Origin of the sequence: Undibacterium sp. TJN25 (assembly GCF_049339885.1) — a bacterium.
GTDB lineage: Bacteria > Pseudomonadota > Gammaproteobacteria > Burkholderiales > Burkholderiaceae_D > Undibacterium.
Genome location: NZ_JBMPPM010000014.1, coordinates 1 through 18,861 on the forward strand (window position 1 = coordinate 1; position 18,861 = coordinate 18,861).

Below are 18,861 nucleotides of genomic sequence, written 5' to 3' on the forward strand. Positions count from 1 at the left end.
TGTAGCCTTTGCTTAACAGCAATTCGGACAGATACGCGCCATCCTGTCCTGTGATTCCGGTGATTAATGCTTTTTTACTCATCTACTAACCTCTTCGCTTGCGCGAATTACTTTTTTTTTGAATTTGGTGCTGACAAAATTTCGGTTTTCTGTCGACTTTAATTTTGTCTTATGGAGTTATATTGCGCTACATCATCAAGCTATACGGCGTTGCTTATTGGAACGCCAACCACTCCGGCATCGGACGAATGTAAAGGAAGGGTGTTGTAAAACTGGCTGGCGCACCACATTCATATGAAATTCGCGCCCAATCTAATTTTGCAACAGCCCTTTTTATTATTCATTGCACAAGCAAATAGTGACCGTACCGGAACCGCTTGACTGTGACATGCATCACATAATGAACGCTTATGTAGTATACAATGCCCCTTATCTACACTGGTAGATTAATGCAACAGGATGTAACCCATTTTAATTACACCTTTGGCAGTGGGCAGGGTCGCTTGACCTAGATTGCGCCATAACGTTGACGATAAGCCGACACTGCATCCTTATGTTGCGCTAACGGTGCATCCGCGCCTCCCGTCGACAAATAGTCAAACAAGTCATTCAGGTTACCGATGGAGATGACCGGCATCCCATAGGTGTCGCTCACCTCCTGGACGGCCGATTTTGCGGATAACGCACCGTCTTTGCCGGAACGCTCCATCCTGTCCAGTGCTATCAACACCGCGCAGGGAGTAGCGCCCGCTGCGCGTATCATTTCCACCGATTCCCGTACGGAGGTGCCGGCAGAAATGACATCATCAATGATGACAACTTTGCCTTGCAGCCTGGCGCCAACTATCGTTCCGCCTTCGCCATGGTCCTTGGCTTCCTTGCGGTTAAAGGCAAAAGGCACATTATGTCCCTTGGCCGCCAGGGCTACTGCAGTGGCTGAGGCCAGCGTAATGCCCTTGTACGCGGGGCCAAACAGCATGTCATACTCGATCCCCGCCTCCATCAGTGTCTGCGCATAGAACGAGGCAAGCCGACCCAGGTTTGCACCGTCATTGAATAAGCCCGCATTGAAAAAATAAGGCGAATTGCGGCCAGCCTTGGTCACAAAATCACCGAAACGAATTACGCCAGACTGCACAGAAAATTCAATGAATTGTTGCCTTAAATTATTCAAAATACCCTCATCTTCATACTTATCTATTTGTTCATCGCTCAAACTGCAGTTTTATGCACATCATGTACAGAATAACACGCCGCAGCATGTAAGCCAAAAGACTACTTCCCTCAAGGCAGCTCAGAGGAAATGCGCTCACATCAAGACTTGGTCAGGAAAACTCACTAAGCTGCTCAGCGCGGCAATTTGCGAATGCATGCTGACCTGTGCGTTTCCGGCAGTATCGCCAGCCAGGTCCAGAGTGCGCAGTGAAACCCCCTCGTTGGCCAGCCTGTTCAACAACGCCACCTGGTCTGCGCTGCTTTCCGTCAGACCTTCAATGCTGACATAGACATCGCCATTCCCGGTGTCAACCACATCGTCATCCAGGCTGACATCGGTCAGACCCAGCAATTCACAACTGAGCCGCCGGGCATACCGCCAACCAGACTTGGTCATCATCACAGGCTCCAGCCGGTAACCTTCAGGTGGCTCTATGGCCAGCGCAGCAACAAGCGCAGCCAAGCGGCTCCTGATATCAGTCTTTCCAGTTGCCTTGTTCGAAACGGACATTTTCTCTGTTGTTTTGGCAATGAAACCGATGTCCAGCAAAAGCTGCCGGCTAAAACTTGGCCGGGCATTGATTGACAGGCAGTGAGCCACTGCAACAAGATCCGGCTCGACGGGTTTCGTCGCCGCGCCTATCCCTGCAATCTTGCGTAGAGTCCTATGCAATTTGGTCGAGGGCTCTCTCTCAAAAAAGCCCTCTATTGCGTCGAAATATCGTTCGGCAATGCGATCAGGCGCATGGTACTGCCGGATATGTTCGCGAGCCGCAGCACCGAGGTTTTTCCGTAGCGCTGCATCATTTCGCAGATTCACCAAATTTTGTTGAAGAATCTCGTCCGGAAAATCGTCCGCCAGCTTGAGCAAAGCGTGCGCCGGCAATTCTTTCATAGAGCCGTTCTCGTTGACAATGCAGGGTAGCCCATAAGTCATGCAATCCAGCACCGCATATGAAGTCTCACCGCGCGACAAACCGCGCAACTGCACTGCGGCATCGGCCGCTGCCAAGTACGTTCGGAACAGTTCTGCATCAGCAAACCCGGTAATGGTGATGCGTTTGCCATGTTCACTACCCTCGATCAGGGATAACAACTGCGCGCCATACCCACCATTGTCGTTTTGCCCTACAAACACCAAATGACACTGCGCATCGGCAGCCAACGGCGATGCCAGCCAGGCTTCCAGCAGGCGATGATTCAATTTGGGATGACCAAGCAAGCCGAAAGAACACAGCAGAAAATCATTGTCATTCAGCTGCAGTTGCTTGCGCGCCGCCTGTTTGTCCACCCCGCAGGCCATCCGATGCAAATGCGGAATCCTTGACCAATTTTCGGTCACGGCAGGTCCATACCAATGGCGCGCCAATTGCATCGAATAGTCGGAATGCACAATGACGCCCTCCGCGCGACGGATAACCGGAAGATTGCATGGAAATTTCCAGATACTTTCGTTCGCATTGGTGACCTGCTGCCTATGGATTAACGCCGCATAGCCATGTGATTCATATAGCGCCCGAGACCAGTTGCCGGGCCGCTCGCCGGTCATTTCCAGATGCGCCACAATGCCGCTCAGGAAGAAATCGTGCAGCACCACCACGCCAGGATGACGTTCCAGCATGTCAAACATATGGTTATGAAAAGCAGAATTCCCGAAGTTGTACACTACCCGCTCAAAGCTGCCGGCATGCACATCAAACCACTGCCAGCTTCGCAACGGGAAGTTCGCTGCCAGCCAGGGTTCATCAGTCTGCTCCTGGTCAACAATCACCGTAATGTCATAGTAGCTCGATAGCTCCGGCAGTAACTCCGCACTGTAATCAGCAATGCCGGAACGTTCTGGCGGCAAAGGTGAGAAATAGGCGAGTTTAGGTTTTCTTTGCGTCAGCGATCTGGTCGCGACCGTCGTCCGGAAAGCTTGCTGGCTGCGCTCATGCTGATCTTCAAGGGCAGCAATGGCAGATTTGGCGGACGCATCCCAGGAAAATTTTCTGGCCTGCTGCAGGCCGTGTTCCCGCAAACTGCTGCTCCAGTCCTGGTCGCTAAGGGCCTGATAAATTTTGGCGGAAATCTCCGTTTCATTACGCGGATCAAATAAGGCGTCCTTTCGTCCAACCACTTCAGGCAGGCTGCTGGTGTTGGCCGCAATAACCGGCGCACCGCAAGCCATTGCCTCCAGCGCAGGCAAGCCGAAGCCTTCGTGCCAGGAAGGAAAAACAAACAGCTTGCACATGTTATACAGCAAGGGTAAATCTTCGTCCGGCACAAAGCCGGTCAAGATCATGTCATCCCGTCCCAGCCCGGCTTGCTCCGCCAGATTTTGCAGGCGCTCCCGGTCGGCAGGCTGCACACTGCATATGATCGCCAATTGATGTTGCCTGCGCAAGCCCTCTGGCAGCCCGGCATAAGCGCGTATCAGCGCCTCGATATTCTTGCGCAAGTCGATGCCGCCGGTGTACATCACAAATGGGCGCACCAATCCATAACGCCGGCGCAAGCCTTGCACCTGGTCCGGCGAGCCCTGGATTACCTGAAAGCGTTCATCCACCGCAGAAGAAATATTCACTACCCGGTGTTCCGGCAATTGCAGCCACTCCAGGCTTTCCTGACGCGACGATTGTGAAATTGCCAGCAGCAAATCGGCATTTTTCAGCGCCTGCAGTTTCCGGTAGTACCATTCCCGCACTTGGGTGCCTGCCAGGTAATGACGGGCATTAATCAAGGGAATCAAGTCATACAGCGTCACTGCGGTCGGCATGATCTCCCCGGAATTGCCTATGCTGGTCAGTGCATCGTCAGTCAGTCCCTCAAACAGGCTGCTGACATGTACGATATCCGGGCGCAGTTCGGCAAGCGCCTGCTCCCTGATCAGTTCGCCCGCATGCCGGCGCCAGCGATTGTCCTCGCCCAATTCAGCAACAGGCCCCGGAGCATGCCAGACATGGATGTGTTCATGAGGAACGAGTCCGGCAAACTCCTGCCGCAAAGGCTGTATCGTGTCGGGAAACAATCCGCTCAGCATCAATTTACATTCATGGCGACCAGCGTTGGCGGCCATGGCCTTGGCCAATGAAAGGGAATATCGGCCTATGCCGCGAGTGCGGCTGCCGGTTGACTGGCAAGCCTGTAAATCAATAACAATACGCATGGATAGGGACGAAGAAATGGATAATGGGTAGGCGCCAGTGTAAACAGGCGCTTACCGAGGGATATGACGTATCGCCGTCTGCAGCTCCGCTAGGATCGCTCTCGCAGATGGTGACAGACTGCTTTGTTCTTCGGGTATCGCCTGCTCGGCTACTGCAGGCACAAGGGCATTCACATCCCTGGCCAAAATCACGTTCCGCACCCGGCTGCGTACACCGGGAAATACTTTCAATATCTGTGCACCTGACTTGCGGACCAGCGGTAGTTTACCAAAGCCTCGAAGTAGTGTGAATAGCAGGCGGCGTGCAGTAGCGACGGAAAAGTGGTCCGGCCTGAAAAGCCTGGCGCAATAGCGCAACGGGGCTGTCAATTTCCATGATGTACTGGAGTAAACAGCGTTGAGCTGTTCTCGCATTTGTTCTTCTGTCATTAGATTGCAAATAAGTTGCAGAGTTTGATTTTTGGGGAGCCCATTCCGCTCGTCGCAACGCGACCTGAAGAAACAAATAGAGTCCAGCCAAAACGGCGGATAGCGTTGGCAATATGCCAAAGTATAAACCAAATGCCAAGCCGAACTTGTAATTGCTGGTAAGAGCTTGTAAGAACTTGTCTGGATTTGTCATGAATGTACCTTGCGTTTCGGTCCTAGGCACAAAGGCGATTCAGGATAATGCTGGTAAGGAAGCTCACACACCCTTGGTTTCTGTTATGCTTTTTCGATAATTAACCGATTAGAAATTTCATGACCAAAATCATCTCCGCCAACCTGAACGGCATACGTTCAGCCGCAAAAAAAGGCTTCTTCGAATGGATGGCAAAAGAATCCGCCGACTTTATCTGCGTGCAGGAACTGAAGGCGCAGGCAGCCGATATGACGGAGGACTTCCTGAATCCTGCGGGTTACCACGGTAATTTCCACTACGCGGAGAAAAAAGGCTACTCCGGCACAGGCATTTATAGCAAAGCCAAGCCCGATGCCGTCTATATAGGCTTTGGCAGCCCTGAGTTCGATGCCGAGGGCCGCTATGTGCGCTGTGACTTCGGCAAGCTGACCATCATTTCAGTGTACTGCCCTTCAGGCTCTTCTTCCCCGGAACGCCAGGAAGCAAAGTTCCGCTTCATGGAGCTATTCCTGCCGCACCTGATCGCCCTGCAGGCAGAAGGCCGGGAACTGGTCATTTGCGGCGACTGGAATATCGCGCATAAGGAAATCGACCTCAAAAACTGGAAGAGCAATCAGAAGAATTCAGGCTTCCTGCCGGAAGAGCGCGCGTGGATGACACGCATCTTCGAGGAACTGGGCTGGGTTGATGTGTACCGCAGGCTTTATCCGGAAACGACGGGAGATGCTTATACATGGTGGAGCAACCGCGGCCAAGCCTGGGCCAACAATGTAGGGTGGCGCATCGACTATCATGTCGCAACGGCGGGCATTGCTGAAAAAGCGAGCAAGAGCTACATCTATAAAGAGCAGCGTTTTTCCGACCATGCCCCGCTGATTATCGAATATCTGCATACGCTGTAAGCGGACGATACCAGCAAGCGCAATATCCATGGCATCCCCTTAAGGCGCGTGCTGGCGCGCAGCAATCTCCCGTATCGCATGTATCATCGCCTGAGTGATCGGCGAAGGCAGCACGGCATTCGACAAAGCCAGACCGACCATTTGTTCAGAACCTGCCATGGAAAAAGGCAAGCTGCGCAGGATGCCGTTCTCCAGATCCAGCCTGACTGCGCTGGTTGGCACGAACCACACCGCATCGTTGCGCAGCACCAGCTCCCTACCGAGAGACACCGATAGCACCTCAATATACGCCTTAGGATTACCGACGCCATGCGCGGTCAGGAAGCTATCGGCAGCGTTGCGGATCACCGTGTTGACCGGCGGTAGTAATAAGCTGTATGCGGTGATGTGCTCGACTGACAACGTGGGCAGGGCCAGCAATGGATGGCCGGCGCGCACGATGATCGATAACTTGTCGGCGAACAGGTGTTCAAACGTCAGTCCCATCATGCTGTCCGGCTCCGACAGGCGCCCGATGACCAGGTCCAGTTCCTGCGCCTTTAACTTCTGCATTAGTTCCGCATTCAGGCCGGATGTGATCTTGACAACCACGTTGCTCCAATGCTGCTGGAACAGCTGCATGGCCTGTGGGATCAGCGACGGCGCCACTGTGGGCAACACCCCCAGCCTGATCGTGCCCCCGCCGGCGCCTTCCGCACGGCCACCGCCGGACAACACTTCCATGCCTTGGCGCAGCGTACTGACTGTGGCGCCGGCGTAGCGCCAGAACAATTCCGCCTTATCGGTCGGCCTGGCGCCATTGCGGCCGCGCTCAAAAAGCCGCACTCCCATGATCTGCTCCATTTCGGCAATTGTCTTGGACACTGCCGGCTGCGTGACTGACATAGCATCTGCGGCTTTCTGCAAGCTTTGATGCTGCATCACCGCCAAAAAACATTGCAAATGCCTGAGTTTGATTCTGCCGTCCATACGCTATAAGCCTTTGACATTCCATTACTGTTAGTTATGGATAACCTGAAAATTGATCAATTGTACCCATATTCCCTCAGGTATATAGTGCCTTCATAAGCCAATAACAGCATGGAGATTATCTTGCCTGAACCTACTCTGCTTAACCCACGCGACTGGGAAGCACATCCCGCCTACCTGTCCAGGGAATACAAATCGACGACCTTGCGCGGTCCGACTCGCCCCCTGCTTCCGGCAAAAGCCAGCATGCAGAACCTGCGCGCCCCGGTATACGGACATGACGCGATTTCGGCGCTGGATCATGACCTGACCCGCAATGCGGTACGCAATGGCGAACCCATCGGCGAACGCATCATCGTCACCGGCCGAGTGCTGGATGAAAACGGCAGGCCCGTGCCACATACGCTGGTAGAACTATGGCAGGCGAATGCCGCCGGTCGTTACGTACACAAGGTGGACCAGCATCAGGCGCCACTGGATCCCAACTTCCTGGGTGCAGGCCGCTGCATGACCGACAAGGATGGCCGCTACCGCTTTCTGACCATCAAGCCCGGCGCTTACCCCTGGGGCAACCATCCAAATGCCTGGCGCCCTAACCACATCCATTTCTCTTTGTTCGGCCAGTACTTTGCGACACGCCTGGTGACGCAGATGTATTTCCCTGGCGACCCGCTGCTGGCATTCGACCCCATCTACCAGGGCACTCCCGAAAACGTGCGGGCGTTGCTGGTCTCCCGCTTCACGCTGGATGTCACGGAACCCGACTTCGCACTCGGCTATGAATTTGATATTGTCCTGCGCGGCGAGCGCCAGACCCCGATGGAAACGCGCTAGGAGCAGAACATGACACTCAAACAGACACCCTCCCAGACGGTAGGCCCCTATTTCGCCTACGGCCTGACGCCCCAGCAATACAATTACGACATGCCCAGCATCTTCGACGCTGTCATCGCGGACAACAGTGCGAAGGGTGAGCATATACAGATAATAGGCCAGGTCCTGGACGGAGCAGGCAAATCGGTAGGCGATGCCATGCTGGAGTTCTTGCAAGCAGACGCAGATGGCCGCTATATCGCAGGCACCGAGGAAATCGTCGCCACCGGCTTCACCGGCTACGCACGCATAGGCACCGGCACCGACGCACAACAGCGCTATACGCTGCACACCGTCAAACCCGGCGCCCCAACTCCCGGCGAGGCCCCGCACATCAACATCATCGTCTTCATGCGTGGCCTGCTGGTGCATGCCTATACCCGGCTGTATTTTGACGATGAAGCTAGCGCCAACAGCGAAGACGACATCCTGAACTCAGTGCCCGCAGACCGCCGCTACACGCTGATCGCCAAGCGAGAGCAGCAAGCCGGTACTGTCGTTTACCGTTTTGATATACAGATGCAGGGGCAAGACGAAACCGTGTTCTTTGACGTATAAAACTACGCAAGACAAGGCACCTGTCAACGCCAGCATTACCGCCTCACCGAGTAAAAACAAATATATATAGAGACCACCTGCCATGCGTACCCAAGTAGCCATCATAGGCGCCGGCCCGGCCGGCCTGTTGCTAGGCCAGTTGCTTCATAAAGCCGGCATAGACAACGTCATTCTCGAACAGCGCAGCCGCGACTATGTGCTGGGCCGCATACGTGCAGGCGTGCTGGAACAAGGCACGGTAGACATGCTGGATGAAGCCGGCGTCAGCCGCCGCCTGCACGAGGAAGGCCTGGTCCACGACGGAGCGGAACTATGCTTCGGCGGCAGGCGCCACCGCATTAATTTCAAGGAACTGATCGGCAAGACCGTCACTGTCTACGGTCAGACCGAAGTCACCCGTGACCTGATGAATGCGCGCGACGAGTCGGGCGCCAGAATCATCTACGAAGCTGAATCCGTCAGCTTGCACGACTTCGACAGCACGTCGCCGAAAGTACGCTACCGCAAGAACGGTGAATGGGGAGAACTCGATTGCGAATTCATCGCAGGCTGTGACGGCTTCCATGGTGTCAGCCGGCAAAGTGTCCCTCAAAACGCGGTGCGTACTTTTGAGCGGGTCTACCCTTTCGGCTGGCTGGGCATCCTGTCCGATACCCCGCCCGTATCGCATGAACTGATCTACGCAAACCACGAACGTGGTTTCGCACTGTGCAGCATGCGTTCCGCTACGCGCAGCCGCTATTATTTGCAATGCGCGTTGACTGAGAAAGCGGAAGAGTGGTCCGATGCGCGCTTCTGGGAGGAGCTGAAACGCAGGCTCGATGAAGAAGCGGTGGCAAATCTGGTGACCGGGACATCGATAGAAAAAAGCGTTGCGCCTTTACGCAGCTTTGTCGCAGAACCCCTGCGCTTCGGCTGCCTGTTCCTGGCCGGCGATGCGGCGCATATCGTGCCCCCAACCGGCGCCAAGGGCCTGAACCTGGCTGCCAGCGATGTGCATTATTTGTCCCGCGCGCTGATGGAATACTATGCGGAAAAAACCAGCGCCGGCATCGACGCTTATTCTGAAAAATGCCTGCGCCGCATCTGGAAAGCCGAGCGCTTTTCGTGGTGGATGACGTCGCTGATGCACCGCTTTCCGAACACCGACGCCTTCGGCCATAAAATCCAGGAAGCCGAGCTTGACTACCTGGTCAATTCACGCGCGGCCCAGATCGCAATGGCAGAAAACTACGTCGGCCTGCCTTTCGGCGATTGAGGAGCGGAGTAGATCAATCCAATCGAAGCAGCAGCAGGCTGCCGGCCTGATGGACCGGCACTATCATCCGGCTACTTCAGCCGCTTGATCCTGTTCATATCGACGTTGGACAGATTGGCTCCGTTGGCAACCATATAGGCTTCCAACGCATCGATGTCTCCGCCTAGCAACTGGCGCTGGGTACCGGCTTTTAATGCCTTGTAGCCGTCACCGCCGTCCGCCATGAAGCCATTGACGACGACGGCATATTGTTTTGCCAGGTCGATGGCTTGCCCGTTCAGGCGCACATCGGTAAGACGCGCTTCGATCGGCGCCTCGGCATTCCAGTTATAGCTGAATCCATGCGAAACCCACATCATTTTTGGGTCATCCGCGGGACGGCCGTCCCACTGCTGCTTCAGCAGCTCCATGATTTGCGCACCGCTCAGACTCATGCGGACCACGCCGTTGCCGAACGGTTGTGCCGCAAAGATATCGCCGAAAGTGACATTCACCGACTGCAGGTCGCTGCGCACGCCTCCCGTATTCATGAAGGCAATATCCGCACCGCCGCTGCTGCGTGCGAAACTGAGTTGCGCGTCGGCGATAACATTCCCGAGGCTGCTGTCCGAATACGGCTCTGTGTGCGTCCTGCTCAGTGAAACCGCCAGCGTAGCGACCGGGCGCTGGCGTATTTTATCGGTCAGTGCGGCAACCTCGTCCACCAGTTTTTTTGCGTCGGGGTCCGGCGCCAGAACGTGCTGGTCAATTGCATAGTTATATGCAGATGCCCCTACTACCTGATTGCTCGACCTGTCTATCTTCAGTTTGACCTCTGTCAGCAAAGAGCCATAGCTACGGCCAGATACCACCAGCTTGCCACCTATCTTGCACGTATAAGCCTGATGCGTATGGGCAGACACCACGAGGCTGATCGCCGGGTCCAGCTGATTGGCAATATCGATAATCCGGCCCTGCAAGCCATCGCAACGGTAGGACGGGTCGTTGGCAGCGCCCTTGAAATTGGCGCCTTCGTGGATCAGCACCACGATCGCGGCTACGTTCTGCCGTTTAATCTCCGGCACGTAGCGGTTGATTGCCTGTGCCTCGTCGACGAACTGCAGGTTCTGTATGCCCACGGCCGAAACAATAGATGGCGTCTCGGTCGTCACCGCACCGATAAAGGCTACCTTGACGTCTCCCACCTTCTTGATGACATAGGGCTTCAGCCACGGTTGCGACGTTGTTTTTTCCAATACATTGGCAGCGATGTAACTGAACTTTGCTCCGGAAAATCCAGGAAACTTGCAGCCAGCGGCCGGACATTCGCCCTTGATTTTACGGCTCAGCTCCTGCTGACCCGCATCGAATTCATGATTACCTACCGAGCTGACTTCCATGCCCAGCTGGTTCATCGCCTCGATCACCGGCTCGTCCTTTAGCATTGAAGACCCGGCGGGCGAAGCGCCTATCAAGTCGCCGGCGCCAACCAGAATGCTGGCGGGCGCTTCCTTGCGACGCTGTTTCAGCATTGTCGCCAGATAGGCGAAACCGCCGGAGGGCACGTCCGTCTTTTTGCCCGGATGCGCTGCATCCTCCTGCTGATCCATATATGGTACCGGATGATCCGACTGCACATGGCCGTGGAAATCATTGATGCTGAAAATGGTTATTTCCGCGATGCCAGTCTGTTTTTCAGGTGTGGCGCAGGAAGCCAGCAGCGCCAGTGCAAGCAGCGGCGTCAGAAGTGAAAAATTTCGCATGATCATGGTATCTGGTGTAGGAGAGGATGGGCGCTGGAAAAAACGGTGGCTGCAATGAAAACGGCCTGCAACAACGATGACTGTTGTTGCAGGCCCCTACTTTACAAGCTTCTTGCAGCCGTTACAGGGAACGGCTGCATGCTATCGCCTGTTAGAAATCGGCAGACAAGGTCACCGATGTGAAACGAGGAGCGCCGAGGTAGTAGAACACGGTGCTTGCGTTCACGCCATTGATGGCTTTCGCGTTGTTCGTCGTGGCGGACGATGGGTTACGATATTGCTCGTTGAAGATGTTGCTGACGTTCAGACGGATAGTCGGCTTCTTCATCATGCCCCAGTTAGGGAACTGGTAACCTGCATCGAAGTCCACTACGTTGTAGCCTGGAACCAGTTCATCGTTCATCAGGGTAGCGTATTGAGCGCTCGTATGTTTCGCTTTCAGACGGCCGTAGAACGCACCTGTTGTGTATTCAACGCTGGCGCCATATTTCCACTGTGGCGTCAGAGCAAAGTCCTTGCCTGCTGTCGGCAGCAAACCGGATGCTGTTGCTGTCGGCTTGTTGATTTGCAGGTTGTCTTTGATTTCGCTATTGGTGTTGCTGATCGAACCATACACAGACCAGCCGTTGATAGGCGTATTACCGACTTCGATTTCAAAACCGCGGTTAGTCACGTGACCTGCATTCGTGTAGATCGTGTTTCCGGTGATGTTATCGTAGTAGTTGGCTTGACGATTTTTGTAATCTACATTAAACACGTCAAACTGTGCCGAAATCGCGTCTGTCTGATAGCGATAGCCCATGTCCAAGTTCCACGAAGTTTCTGGCTGAACGGCGCCTGTCACCTGTGCAACACCATTCACAAACTGGACGTTGCCGCTGGTAGGAGCGTAGGCGAAGTTTGCCGGCGCCTTCATGTTCTTGGCCAGGCTGGCGTACAGCTGGTTGGACGCATCGATCTGATAGCGCGCACCCAGTTGCGGCAACACGTCATTGACGGATGCGGAAACACTGTAAGTGGAGGTGAAGTTGGCTGTTGTACCGCCTTCGTTGCCATAGTTGGTGAAGTCACGTTTAACGTGCGGTGTACGCAGGCCAACGTTGACTTTCAGCTTGTCGTTCATCATGCTGACTGTGTCCTGCACGAATACCTGCCATGCAGTGCTGATCGTTTTCCAGTCACGGGATTCGTATGGAGTGCCATCTGGACGCAGGATGTTGTCATCGCGCAGCCATACGTCGGCAGGATTGCCGGAAGCATCAACTGGCACGATAGGACCGGTTTGACGATGCGTCGCGCGCTCGTACCAGAAACCTGCCAGGATCGTGTTGTTGCCCAGTGTGTAAGTCATGGATGCAGTAATACCAGGACGCTGTGTACGTGTCACGCTGCTGCCGGACACCAGGATTTTGTCCAGTGTATCGCCGTCGCCGTTCAGGTCAACGCCGCCTGTCAGCTTGCCGTTGTTCAGGAAGCCACTTTCAGAAACCGCTTTTTGCTGGACGCCGCCTGTACCGTAGCCGTACCAGAAGTAAGGTGTGACTTTGATGTCGGTATTATCGTTCAGACGGAACTGGCCGGTTGCGGATGCAATCGCATTCTGGAACGGATTGGTTGCCAGTTTGTAGTATTGCGGGCTAGGACCCGTTTCGTTCTGTGCAGTACCCTTGACTGGCGTCAGATGGCCTGGTGTAAAGGTATTTGAGAAATCGTAGTTGTAGCCGAACTGGTTGATCTGCGCAACGCTGGAAGTACCGATGTTATTGTTCACCGCGCTGTTCAACAACAGATTGCCGTTGATGTAGTTGAAGCGGTCAAAGTCGATGCGGCCACCAAGATCCATGTGGTTACGCTGCGCCTGGCCTGGGCCCTTCCATTTATCGCTGCGGGCATGCGATGCGGAAATGAACAGGCGGGTACGGCCGTCGGCCAACAGGCCTGTGTCATAACGGACAAAGGTCTTGTACATGTCCAGCTGACCGAAAGTCTGCATTACGCGGATGCGGCGTTCTTTTTCAGGATCGCAAGTGATCAGGCCGATGTTACCGCCGGTTGCGCCAACCTGTGGAGAGTCAACGTCAGTGGAGCCTTGTGTGACATAGTTGGAGCAGATATTTTCCTGATCCACGAATTCTTGTGGGAAAACACTAAAGCTGCCGGAATCGTTGACTGGCACACCGTTGATCGTTACGCCGATCTGGTCGCTGTTAAAGCCGCGCAGTGTCAAACCGCCGCCGAACAAGCCGGTCGCGTCGTAGTTATAGCTGTTCACACCTGGCAGCAAGTCCATTGCCTGGTAAGCGTTGCCGGTTGGGCGCTGCTTCAGCAGCTCTTCACGCGTCACGGTACTACGCGCTTTAGGAATGTCTTCCTGCACCATCAAACCGTTACCGACTTTGTTGCCGGTAATGGTGACGCGGGATACGTCATTACTGTCCGTGGAATCAGCAGATTGCTTTGCTTCTGCAGCAGGGGCTGTCTGCGCAAATGCGCTGGCTGACATGCCCAGGCATACCAGCTGGCATGCAATTGCCAGAACCGACAATCGTGTCGGTAGTGGCGAAAATTGTCCTGATTTCTTCATTACTGCTCCTAGTGGTTTATGTCTGATAATGCTGGAATATAAAATTTCTGACGTGCACGAAATCGGGTTGCTTCACCGGCGGGTACTGCACTGCAAGATGACGCGAAAAATATTACAAATACTTACGAAATATCTTCGTCAGGTCTTGTTACGCCTTCATGACGATGATCTACCTCAAATACGCAAACGATTGCTTTTGTCATAAATACGGTAAGTGACAATTAAATCAATATTACGCAATCGATTGCTTTACATCCAAACCAGAAACAAGTAAAAAAATTTACACAATTAAGTTTCAGTTTGACGGGCTGGAATTCAGTCATGAAGCAAAAACCCGCAGAGTGTGACAACGATTTATGAATTCTTGATGACAAGGTTCAAAAAGCAACAAAACCACAAAATTTGCAATTCTGACGCCGTTTTTCTTGGTATTTGGGGAATATGCCTCGAAATTTATCGAAGATCAAGGCAAGGAAAGGACAGTGTCTTTTTCAGGAGACAACAGCAGTTGAACATTGAGAGAAGAGGGCCGCCCTTTTTTAACCAAAAAAGGGCATGATATTTTCATATAACAGCAGACGAATTGTGAGTATTGCACCAATATAGTGCGACATCTTTTGCACTGCAATGTCACACAATTGTCATAATCTGATTTGTATCGAAAAATGTCGCAATTCATTATTAGAGTAAATACTCTAATAAGTTCAAGGAAAAACATTTTTTTATAACAACAGATCGATGGTATGTCGCAAACTTAATTGACTGGTCCAATTTCGGCGACGTTTGTGCGGTAAGCCGGCAAAGCATGCAGATTGAGCCCCCTGGCCTTCGCATACAAGGGCAACACCTCAGGGAAGTGACGCCGTATCTCTGCAATGCGAGTAGGGCCTGCAGGATGGGTGGAAAGCCATTGCGGCGGAGACTGCTTGTTGATCAGGGCCATTTTCTCCCACAGCGCAACGCCGGCCCTGGGATCAAAACCGGCCCGGGCAGCGATATCCAGACCGACCACATCAGCTTCGGTTTCATCGTCGCGGGAGAACTTCAGCATCACACCCTTGGCCACCATGCCGCCTGCTGCGCCTGCCAGATTGGGATCATATCCCTTGGCGCCTGCAAACAGTTCCAATGCCCTGATCCCCAGATTGGCAGCCGCGGCCTTGCCGGCACGCTCGGCGCCGTGTTCGCGCAGCGCGTGGGCTATTTCATGACCCATGACAATCGCCACCTCATCATCGGTCAGCTTCAGCTGCGTCAGGATACCGGTGTAGAACGCAATTTTCCCTCCCGGCATGCAATAGGCGTTGACCTGGTTTGAACCCAGCAAGTTGACTTCCCACTTCCAGTCCTTGGCGCGCTCATTCCAACGCAAGGCATAGGGAATCAATTTTTTCGCAATCGCTCGCAGGCGTATCACTTGCGGATGGTTATCCGGCCCCAATGCTTTCTTTTCTTGCGCCATCTGCATGGTCTGCGCATACTGCTGCGCAGCCTGCTTCTCCAGCGCGCCGGTAGGCGCAAACTTGCGCATGAAAGACATTTCCCCCACCTTGACGCCGTCCTGCACCGGAGGTGCACCGGCGCCTTGGGCCAGACCCGCAGCGGGTGCCAGCCCGGCCGTAAGCGAAACAGCAATCATCAGGGGAGCGAAGCGTCGTTTCATGGCAAATAGATAAGGATGTAAATGGAATATAGCGGCACCGCCGCGAATATAAACCCCTGCACTGCACCGGATTTACAACCCGACAGAGGGCTCCGGCTCATTCCACGGTGCGACCTTGAACAGCAACAGCATACCCGGGATCGCCAACGCAAAACAGATCAGGAAAAAATGGAACCAGCCGGTCTCGGCAACGATATACCCCACTGATGAGGCAGCAAGCGTGCGCGGCACCGCTGCCAGACTGGAAAACAGCGCGTACTGGGTTGCCGTATAACGAGGATCCGAGGTGCGGGCAATAAAAGCCACCAGCGCTGCAGTGCCTAGGCCGACGCCAAACGCCTCAAAACCAACAGCCAGCCCGAGAAAAAGCGGGTTAGGTCCTGCATGCGCCAGCAAGGCAAACCCCAGCGAGGTCGTGCCCTGGATGGCGCCGAATATCCACAGCCCACGATTGATGCCCAGCCGTATCATGAAAATGCCGCCGACAATGCCGCCTGCAATACTGCCCCAGAAAAGCGTCAGCTTGGCAACAACGCCGATCTGCGTCAGTGGGAACCCCAGGTCGAGAAAAAACTTGGTGGCAAGGGTAGCCGCCATGCTGTCACCCAGGCGGTACAAGAAAATAAACCCCAGTATCCATAGTGCGCGCGCCCATCCATCGCGCGAAATGAATTCGCGGAAAGGCAGCACCACCGCCTGCTCCAGGGTTTTAGGCGGAGCACCGTAGACTGCAGGCTCGTTGACCAGTAAGGTACACACCAGCCCCGGCAGCATGAAGGCGGCGGTGATCCAGAATACCGATTGCCAGGGCAGGAAATCTGCGAGGATCAGCGATAGCGCACCGGGTACCATGCCGGCCACCTTATAGGCATTCACTTTTACTGCTGCGCCCAGCCCTTGCTCATTGTCGGCCAGTATCTCACGGCTGTAGGCATCGATAACAATATCCTGGCTGGCGGATAAAAAAGCCACTGCCACCGCGGCCACGATCACCAGCTGCACCTGGGTAACCGGATTCAGCATGCCCATACAGCCTATGACCAGGAAAAGCCCGGCCTGTGTCAACGCCATCCAGCCGCGACGCCGCCCCAGGCGGCCAAGGCTGAACCTGTCCATCAGCGGCGACCAAAGGAATTTCCAAGTGTAGGGAATCATCACCAGCGCAAACAGGCCCAGTGCTTTCACATCCAGACCGGATTTGGCCAGCCAGGCCTGCAGCAAATTCAGCAGGATGAACAAAGGCAGGCCGGAGCTGAAGCCGAGGAACACCAGCGTCAGCATGCGCCGGTTCATATAACTATGCCAACTGGCGGTAAGAGGCGTCACGAAGCGTCTATTTTTTCTTTAAGCGGAAGACCGCAAGACTACCACGCAAATTCGGCAAAAAGTTGATCGGCTTGCCTTCATGCAGCGCCACGCATTCCAGCACATCCAGCCCGACATCGCTGGCCAGATCGGCAAAATCGTAAATGGTCGCACAGCGCACGTTGGGCGTGTCGTACCATTCATACGGCAGCGCCTTGGAAACCGGCATCTTGCCGCGTAACAGCGCCGTGCGATGCGGCCAGTAGCCGAAATTGGGGAAAGAGACAATCGCTTCGTTGCCGACCCTGGCAATATCGCGCAACAAACTCTCTACGTGCTTCATCATCTGCAGTGAAGACAGGCACAGTACGGCGTCGAAGGAGTTGTCGGCGAAAATACCCAGTCCCTTTTCCATATCCTGCTGGATCACGCTGATACCGCGCCGCGCGCACACCAGTAGCTGCGGGTCCGCAATCTCTATGCCGTAGCCGCTGCATTGCTTGTCGGTCTGCAGGTAGTCCAGCATCACGCCGTCTCCGCAGCCCACGTCCAGCACATGGGCTTGCTGAGGTATCCAGTGTGCGATAAAAGCCAGGTCGGGTCGCAGCACCTTCAGTTCGGAGAAATTCATGCCGGCGTCCTTTCCGCTTCAAGGCGATTATGGATTTTCTCGTAATACGCCGCCACCAGATTCAGGTAGCGCGCATCGTCCAGCAGAAAGGCATCGTGCCCGTGCGGTGCGTCAATCTCAGCATAGGTGACCTTGCGCCTGTTATCCACCAGCGCCTGCACGATCTCGCGGCTGCGTTCAGGTGAAAAGCGCCAGTCGGTTGTGAACGACGCCAGCAGAAATTCCGCCTTGGTGCCCGCCAGCGCTTTGGACAGGCTGCCGCCGTGGGCCTGCGCGGGATCAAAATAATCCAGTGCCTTGGTAATCAGCAGATAGGTATTGGCATCGAAATAGTCGGAGAACTTGTCACCCTGGTAGCGCAGGTAAGATTCGATCTCGAAATCCACACCGAAACCGAACTGATATTCGCCGCTCTTCAGGTCGCGTCCGAATTTCTCAGCCATGTCGTCGTTAGACAGGTAGGTAATATGTCCTATCATGCGCGCCACCCGCAGACCGCGGCGCGGCACCATATTGTGCGCATAGAAATCGCCGCCATGGAAATCAGGATCGGTCAGGATGGCTTGCCGCGCGACATCGTTGAAGGCAATATTCTGCGCCGACAGTTTCGGCGTCGAGGCGATCACCACGCAATGGCGCAAGCGGTCCGGATACAGCATGCTCCAGGCCAGCGCCTGCATGCCGCCCAGCGAGCCGCCCATTACCGCAGCAAACTGCTGTATGCCCATCTCGTCCGCCAGGCGGGCCTGAGCCCGCACCCAGTCCTCCACCGTCACGACCGGGAAGTCAGCGCCGTAAGGCTTGCCGGTCGCAGGGTTTGCATGCATGGGGCCGGTGGAACCGAAGCACGATCCCAGGTTGTTGATGCCGATGACAAAAAATTTGTCGGTATCCAGCGGTTTGCCGGGGCCGACCATATTGTCCCACCAGCCTACATTTTTTGGATCTTCCGCATAATATCCTGCCACATGGTGCGACGCATTCAGTGCGTGGCAGACCAGTACCGCATTCGACCTGGCGGCATTCAGCGTGCCGTAGGTTTCGACTATCAGCGTGTAATCCGCGATGGAGGCCCCGCTTTGCAAAGTCAGCGGCGCTTCAAACCGGTAGGCCTGCGGCGTCACGATTCCTATTGATGACATACACTCTTCCATTGAGACCATCAGTCTCTAATTCTTATCTGAATTGTAACGGGGAGCTAAAGGTAGGGCTGAATGGAGAAGGTAGGAGAGCATTCAGACTCGCTTTAGCCGTATTTATTATCCGGAATACACATCCCGGAAGGCGCCCGCAAGCTGATCTCAAATCGGCGCAATAGTGCAAGGATAACGAAGTATGCCCTCCCCGTCAAACCGGGTCGCCGTCACCGGCCGGTCTCAATTCGCTCTCCA

The 18,861-nt window shown here is 54.6% G+C and carries 15 protein-coding genes and 1 pseudogene; 4 read left to right on the forward strand and 12 right to left on the reverse strand.

Annotated features, from left to right (window positions below; translation table 11 throughout):
- The 5 genes and pseudogenes from ACO0LO_RS25740 to ACO0LO_RS25760 all read right to left on the reverse strand — a co-directional run.
- On the reverse strand, positions 1-82 hold an 82-nt coding region (locus ACO0LO_RS25740), incomplete at its 3' end, for a GDP-mannose 4,6-dehydratase (protein WP_422969006.1).
- A gap of 426 nt (positions 83-508) precedes the next feature.
- Positions 509-1,174, reverse strand: a complete 666-nt coding sequence (gene pyrE, locus ACO0LO_RS25745; RefSeq protein ID WP_422968822.1) for an orotate phosphoribosyltransferase — start codon at positions 1,172-1,174, stop codon at positions 509-511.
- 135 nt (positions 1,175-1,309) lie between these two features.
- Positions 1,310-3,691, reverse strand: a complete 2,382-nt coding sequence (locus ACO0LO_RS25750) for a glycosyltransferase (protein WP_422969008.1) — start codon at positions 3,689-3,691, stop codon at positions 1,310-1,312.
- 123 nt (positions 3,692-3,814) lie between these two features.
- Positions 3,815-4,363, reverse strand: a pseudogene (locus ACO0LO_RS25755) (glycosyltransferase); the annotation flags it as partial.
- A gap of 265 nt (positions 4,364-4,628) precedes the next feature.
- The gene (locus tag ACO0LO_RS25760) at positions 4,629-4,985 is read right to left on the reverse strand and encodes a hypothetical protein (protein ID WP_422968824.1); all 357 of its coding nucleotides are present in this window, start codon (positions 4,983-4,985) and stop codon (positions 4,629-4,631) included.
- Between the two features lie 119 nt (positions 4,986-5,104).
- Here ACO0LO_RS25760 and ACO0LO_RS25765 point away from each other — a divergent pair, with 119 nt between their 5' ends.
- Positions 5,105-5,887 (forward strand): exodeoxyribonuclease III, encoded by a 783-nt coding sequence (locus ACO0LO_RS25765; RefSeq protein ID WP_422968826.1) that lies wholly within the window; start codon positions 5,105-5,107, stop codon positions 5,885-5,887.
- A gap of 39 nt (positions 5,888-5,926) precedes the next feature.
- Here ACO0LO_RS25765 and pcaQ read toward each other — a convergent pair whose 3' ends face one another.
- On the reverse strand, positions 5,927-6,856 hold the full coding sequence (gene pcaQ, locus ACO0LO_RS25770) for a pca operon transcription factor PcaQ (protein WP_422968828.1): 930 nt from the start codon (positions 6,854-6,856) through the stop codon (positions 5,927-5,929).
- 123 nt (positions 6,857-6,979) lie between these two features.
- Here pcaQ and pcaH point away from each other — a divergent pair, with 123 nt between their 5' ends.
- The 3 genes from pcaH (at position 6,980) to pobA (ending at position 9,545) form a co-directional block, all read left to right on the forward strand.
- Positions 6,980-7,690, forward strand: a complete 711-nt coding sequence (gene pcaH, locus ACO0LO_RS25775) for a protocatechuate 3,4-dioxygenase subunit beta (protein WP_422968830.1) — start codon at positions 6,980-6,982, stop codon at positions 7,688-7,690.
- A gap of 9 nt (positions 7,691-7,699) precedes the next feature.
- On the forward strand, positions 7,700-8,287 hold the full coding sequence (pcaG, locus tag ACO0LO_RS25780) for a protocatechuate 3,4-dioxygenase subunit alpha (protein WP_422968832.1): 588 nt from the start codon (positions 7,700-7,702) through the stop codon (positions 8,285-8,287).
- An 82-nt stretch (positions 8,288-8,369) separates the two neighbouring features.
- Positions 8,370-9,545: a 4-hydroxybenzoate 3-monooxygenase gene (gene pobA, locus ACO0LO_RS25785; RefSeq protein ID WP_422968834.1), complete on the forward strand. Its 1,176-nt coding sequence runs from the start codon at positions 8,370-8,372 to the stop codon at positions 9,543-9,545.
- Between the two features lie 71 nt (positions 9,546-9,616).
- Here the strand turns inward: pobA and ACO0LO_RS25790 are convergent, their stop codons facing one another.
- The 6 genes from ACO0LO_RS25790 to metX all read right to left on the reverse strand — a co-directional run bounded on the left by ACO0LO_RS25790 (position 9,617) and on the right by metX (position 18,612).
- Positions 9,617-11,293 (reverse strand): bifunctional metallophosphatase/5'-nucleotidase, encoded by a 1,677-nt coding sequence (locus ACO0LO_RS25790; RefSeq protein WP_422968836.1) that lies wholly within the window; start codon positions 11,291-11,293, stop codon positions 9,617-9,619.
- A gap of 145 nt (positions 11,294-11,438) precedes the next feature.
- Entirely contained in the window at positions 11,439-13,871 is a 2,433-nt protein-coding gene (locus tag ACO0LO_RS25795; RefSeq protein WP_422968838.1) for a TonB-dependent receptor, read from the reverse strand.
- A gap of 754 nt (positions 13,872-14,625) precedes the next feature.
- Positions 14,626-15,534 (reverse strand): M48 family metallopeptidase, encoded by a 909-nt coding sequence (locus tag ACO0LO_RS25800; RefSeq protein ID WP_422968840.1) that lies wholly within the window; start codon positions 15,532-15,534, stop codon positions 14,626-14,628.
- Positions 15,535-15,606: 72 nt separating this feature from the next.
- Positions 15,607-16,827 (reverse strand): AmpG family muropeptide MFS transporter, encoded by a 1,221-nt coding sequence (locus ACO0LO_RS25805; RefSeq protein ID WP_422968842.1) that lies wholly within the window; start codon positions 16,825-16,827, stop codon positions 15,607-15,609.
- A 40-nt stretch (positions 16,828-16,867) separates the two neighbouring features.
- Positions 16,868-17,470: a methionine biosynthesis protein MetW gene (metW, locus tag ACO0LO_RS25810; protein ID WP_422968844.1), complete on the reverse strand. Its 603-nt coding sequence runs from the start codon at positions 17,468-17,470 to the stop codon at positions 16,868-16,870.
- Positions 17,467-18,612, reverse strand: a complete 1,146-nt coding sequence (gene metX / locus ACO0LO_RS25815) for a homoserine O-succinyltransferase MetX (protein WP_422968846.1) — start codon at positions 18,610-18,612, stop codon at positions 17,467-17,469. Before metX ends, metW begins: the two co-directional genes overlap by 4 nt.
- Positions 18,613-18,861 lie beyond the last annotated feature (249 nt).

Coding starts and splice junctions, on each gene's coding strand:
- ACO0LO_RS25760 (WP_422968824.1), bottom strand. CDS start 4,985: ATGACAAATCCAGACAAGTTCTTACAAGCTCTTACCAGCAATTACAAG.
- ACO0LO_RS25765 (WP_422968826.1), top strand. CDS start 5,105: ATGACCAAAATCATCTCCGCCAACCTGAACGGCATACGTTCAGCCGCA.
- pcaQ (WP_422968828.1), bottom strand. CDS start 6,856: ATGGACGGCAGAATCAAACTCAGGCATTTGCAATGTTTTTTGGCGGTG.
- pcaG (WP_422968832.1), top strand. CDS start 7,700: ATGACACTCAAACAGACACCCTCCCAGACGGTAGGCCCCTATTTCGCC.
- pobA (WP_422968834.1), top strand. CDS start 8,370: ATGCGTACCCAAGTAGCCATCATAGGCGCCGGCCCGGCCGGCCTGTTG.
- ACO0LO_RS25790 (WP_422968836.1), bottom strand. CDS start 11,293: ATGATCATGCGAAATTTTTCACTTCTGACGCCGCTGCTTGCACTGGCG.
- ACO0LO_RS25795 (WP_422968838.1), bottom strand. CDS start 13,871: ATGAAGAAATCAGGACAATTTTCGCCACTACCGACACGATTGTCGGTT.
- ACO0LO_RS25800 (WP_422968840.1), bottom strand. CDS start 15,534: ATGAAACGACGCTTCGCTCCCCTGATGATTGCTGTTTCGCTTACGGCC.
- ACO0LO_RS25805 (WP_422968842.1), bottom strand. CDS start 16,827: ATGAACCGGCGCATGCTGACGCTGGTGTTCCTCGGCTTCAGCTCCGGC.
- metW (WP_422968844.1), bottom strand. CDS start 17,470: ATGAATTTCTCCGAACTGAAGGTGCTGCGACCCGACCTGGCTTTTATC.
- metX (WP_422968846.1), bottom strand. CDS start 18,612: ATGTCATCAATAGGAATCGTGACGCCGCAGGCCTACCGGTTTGAAGCG.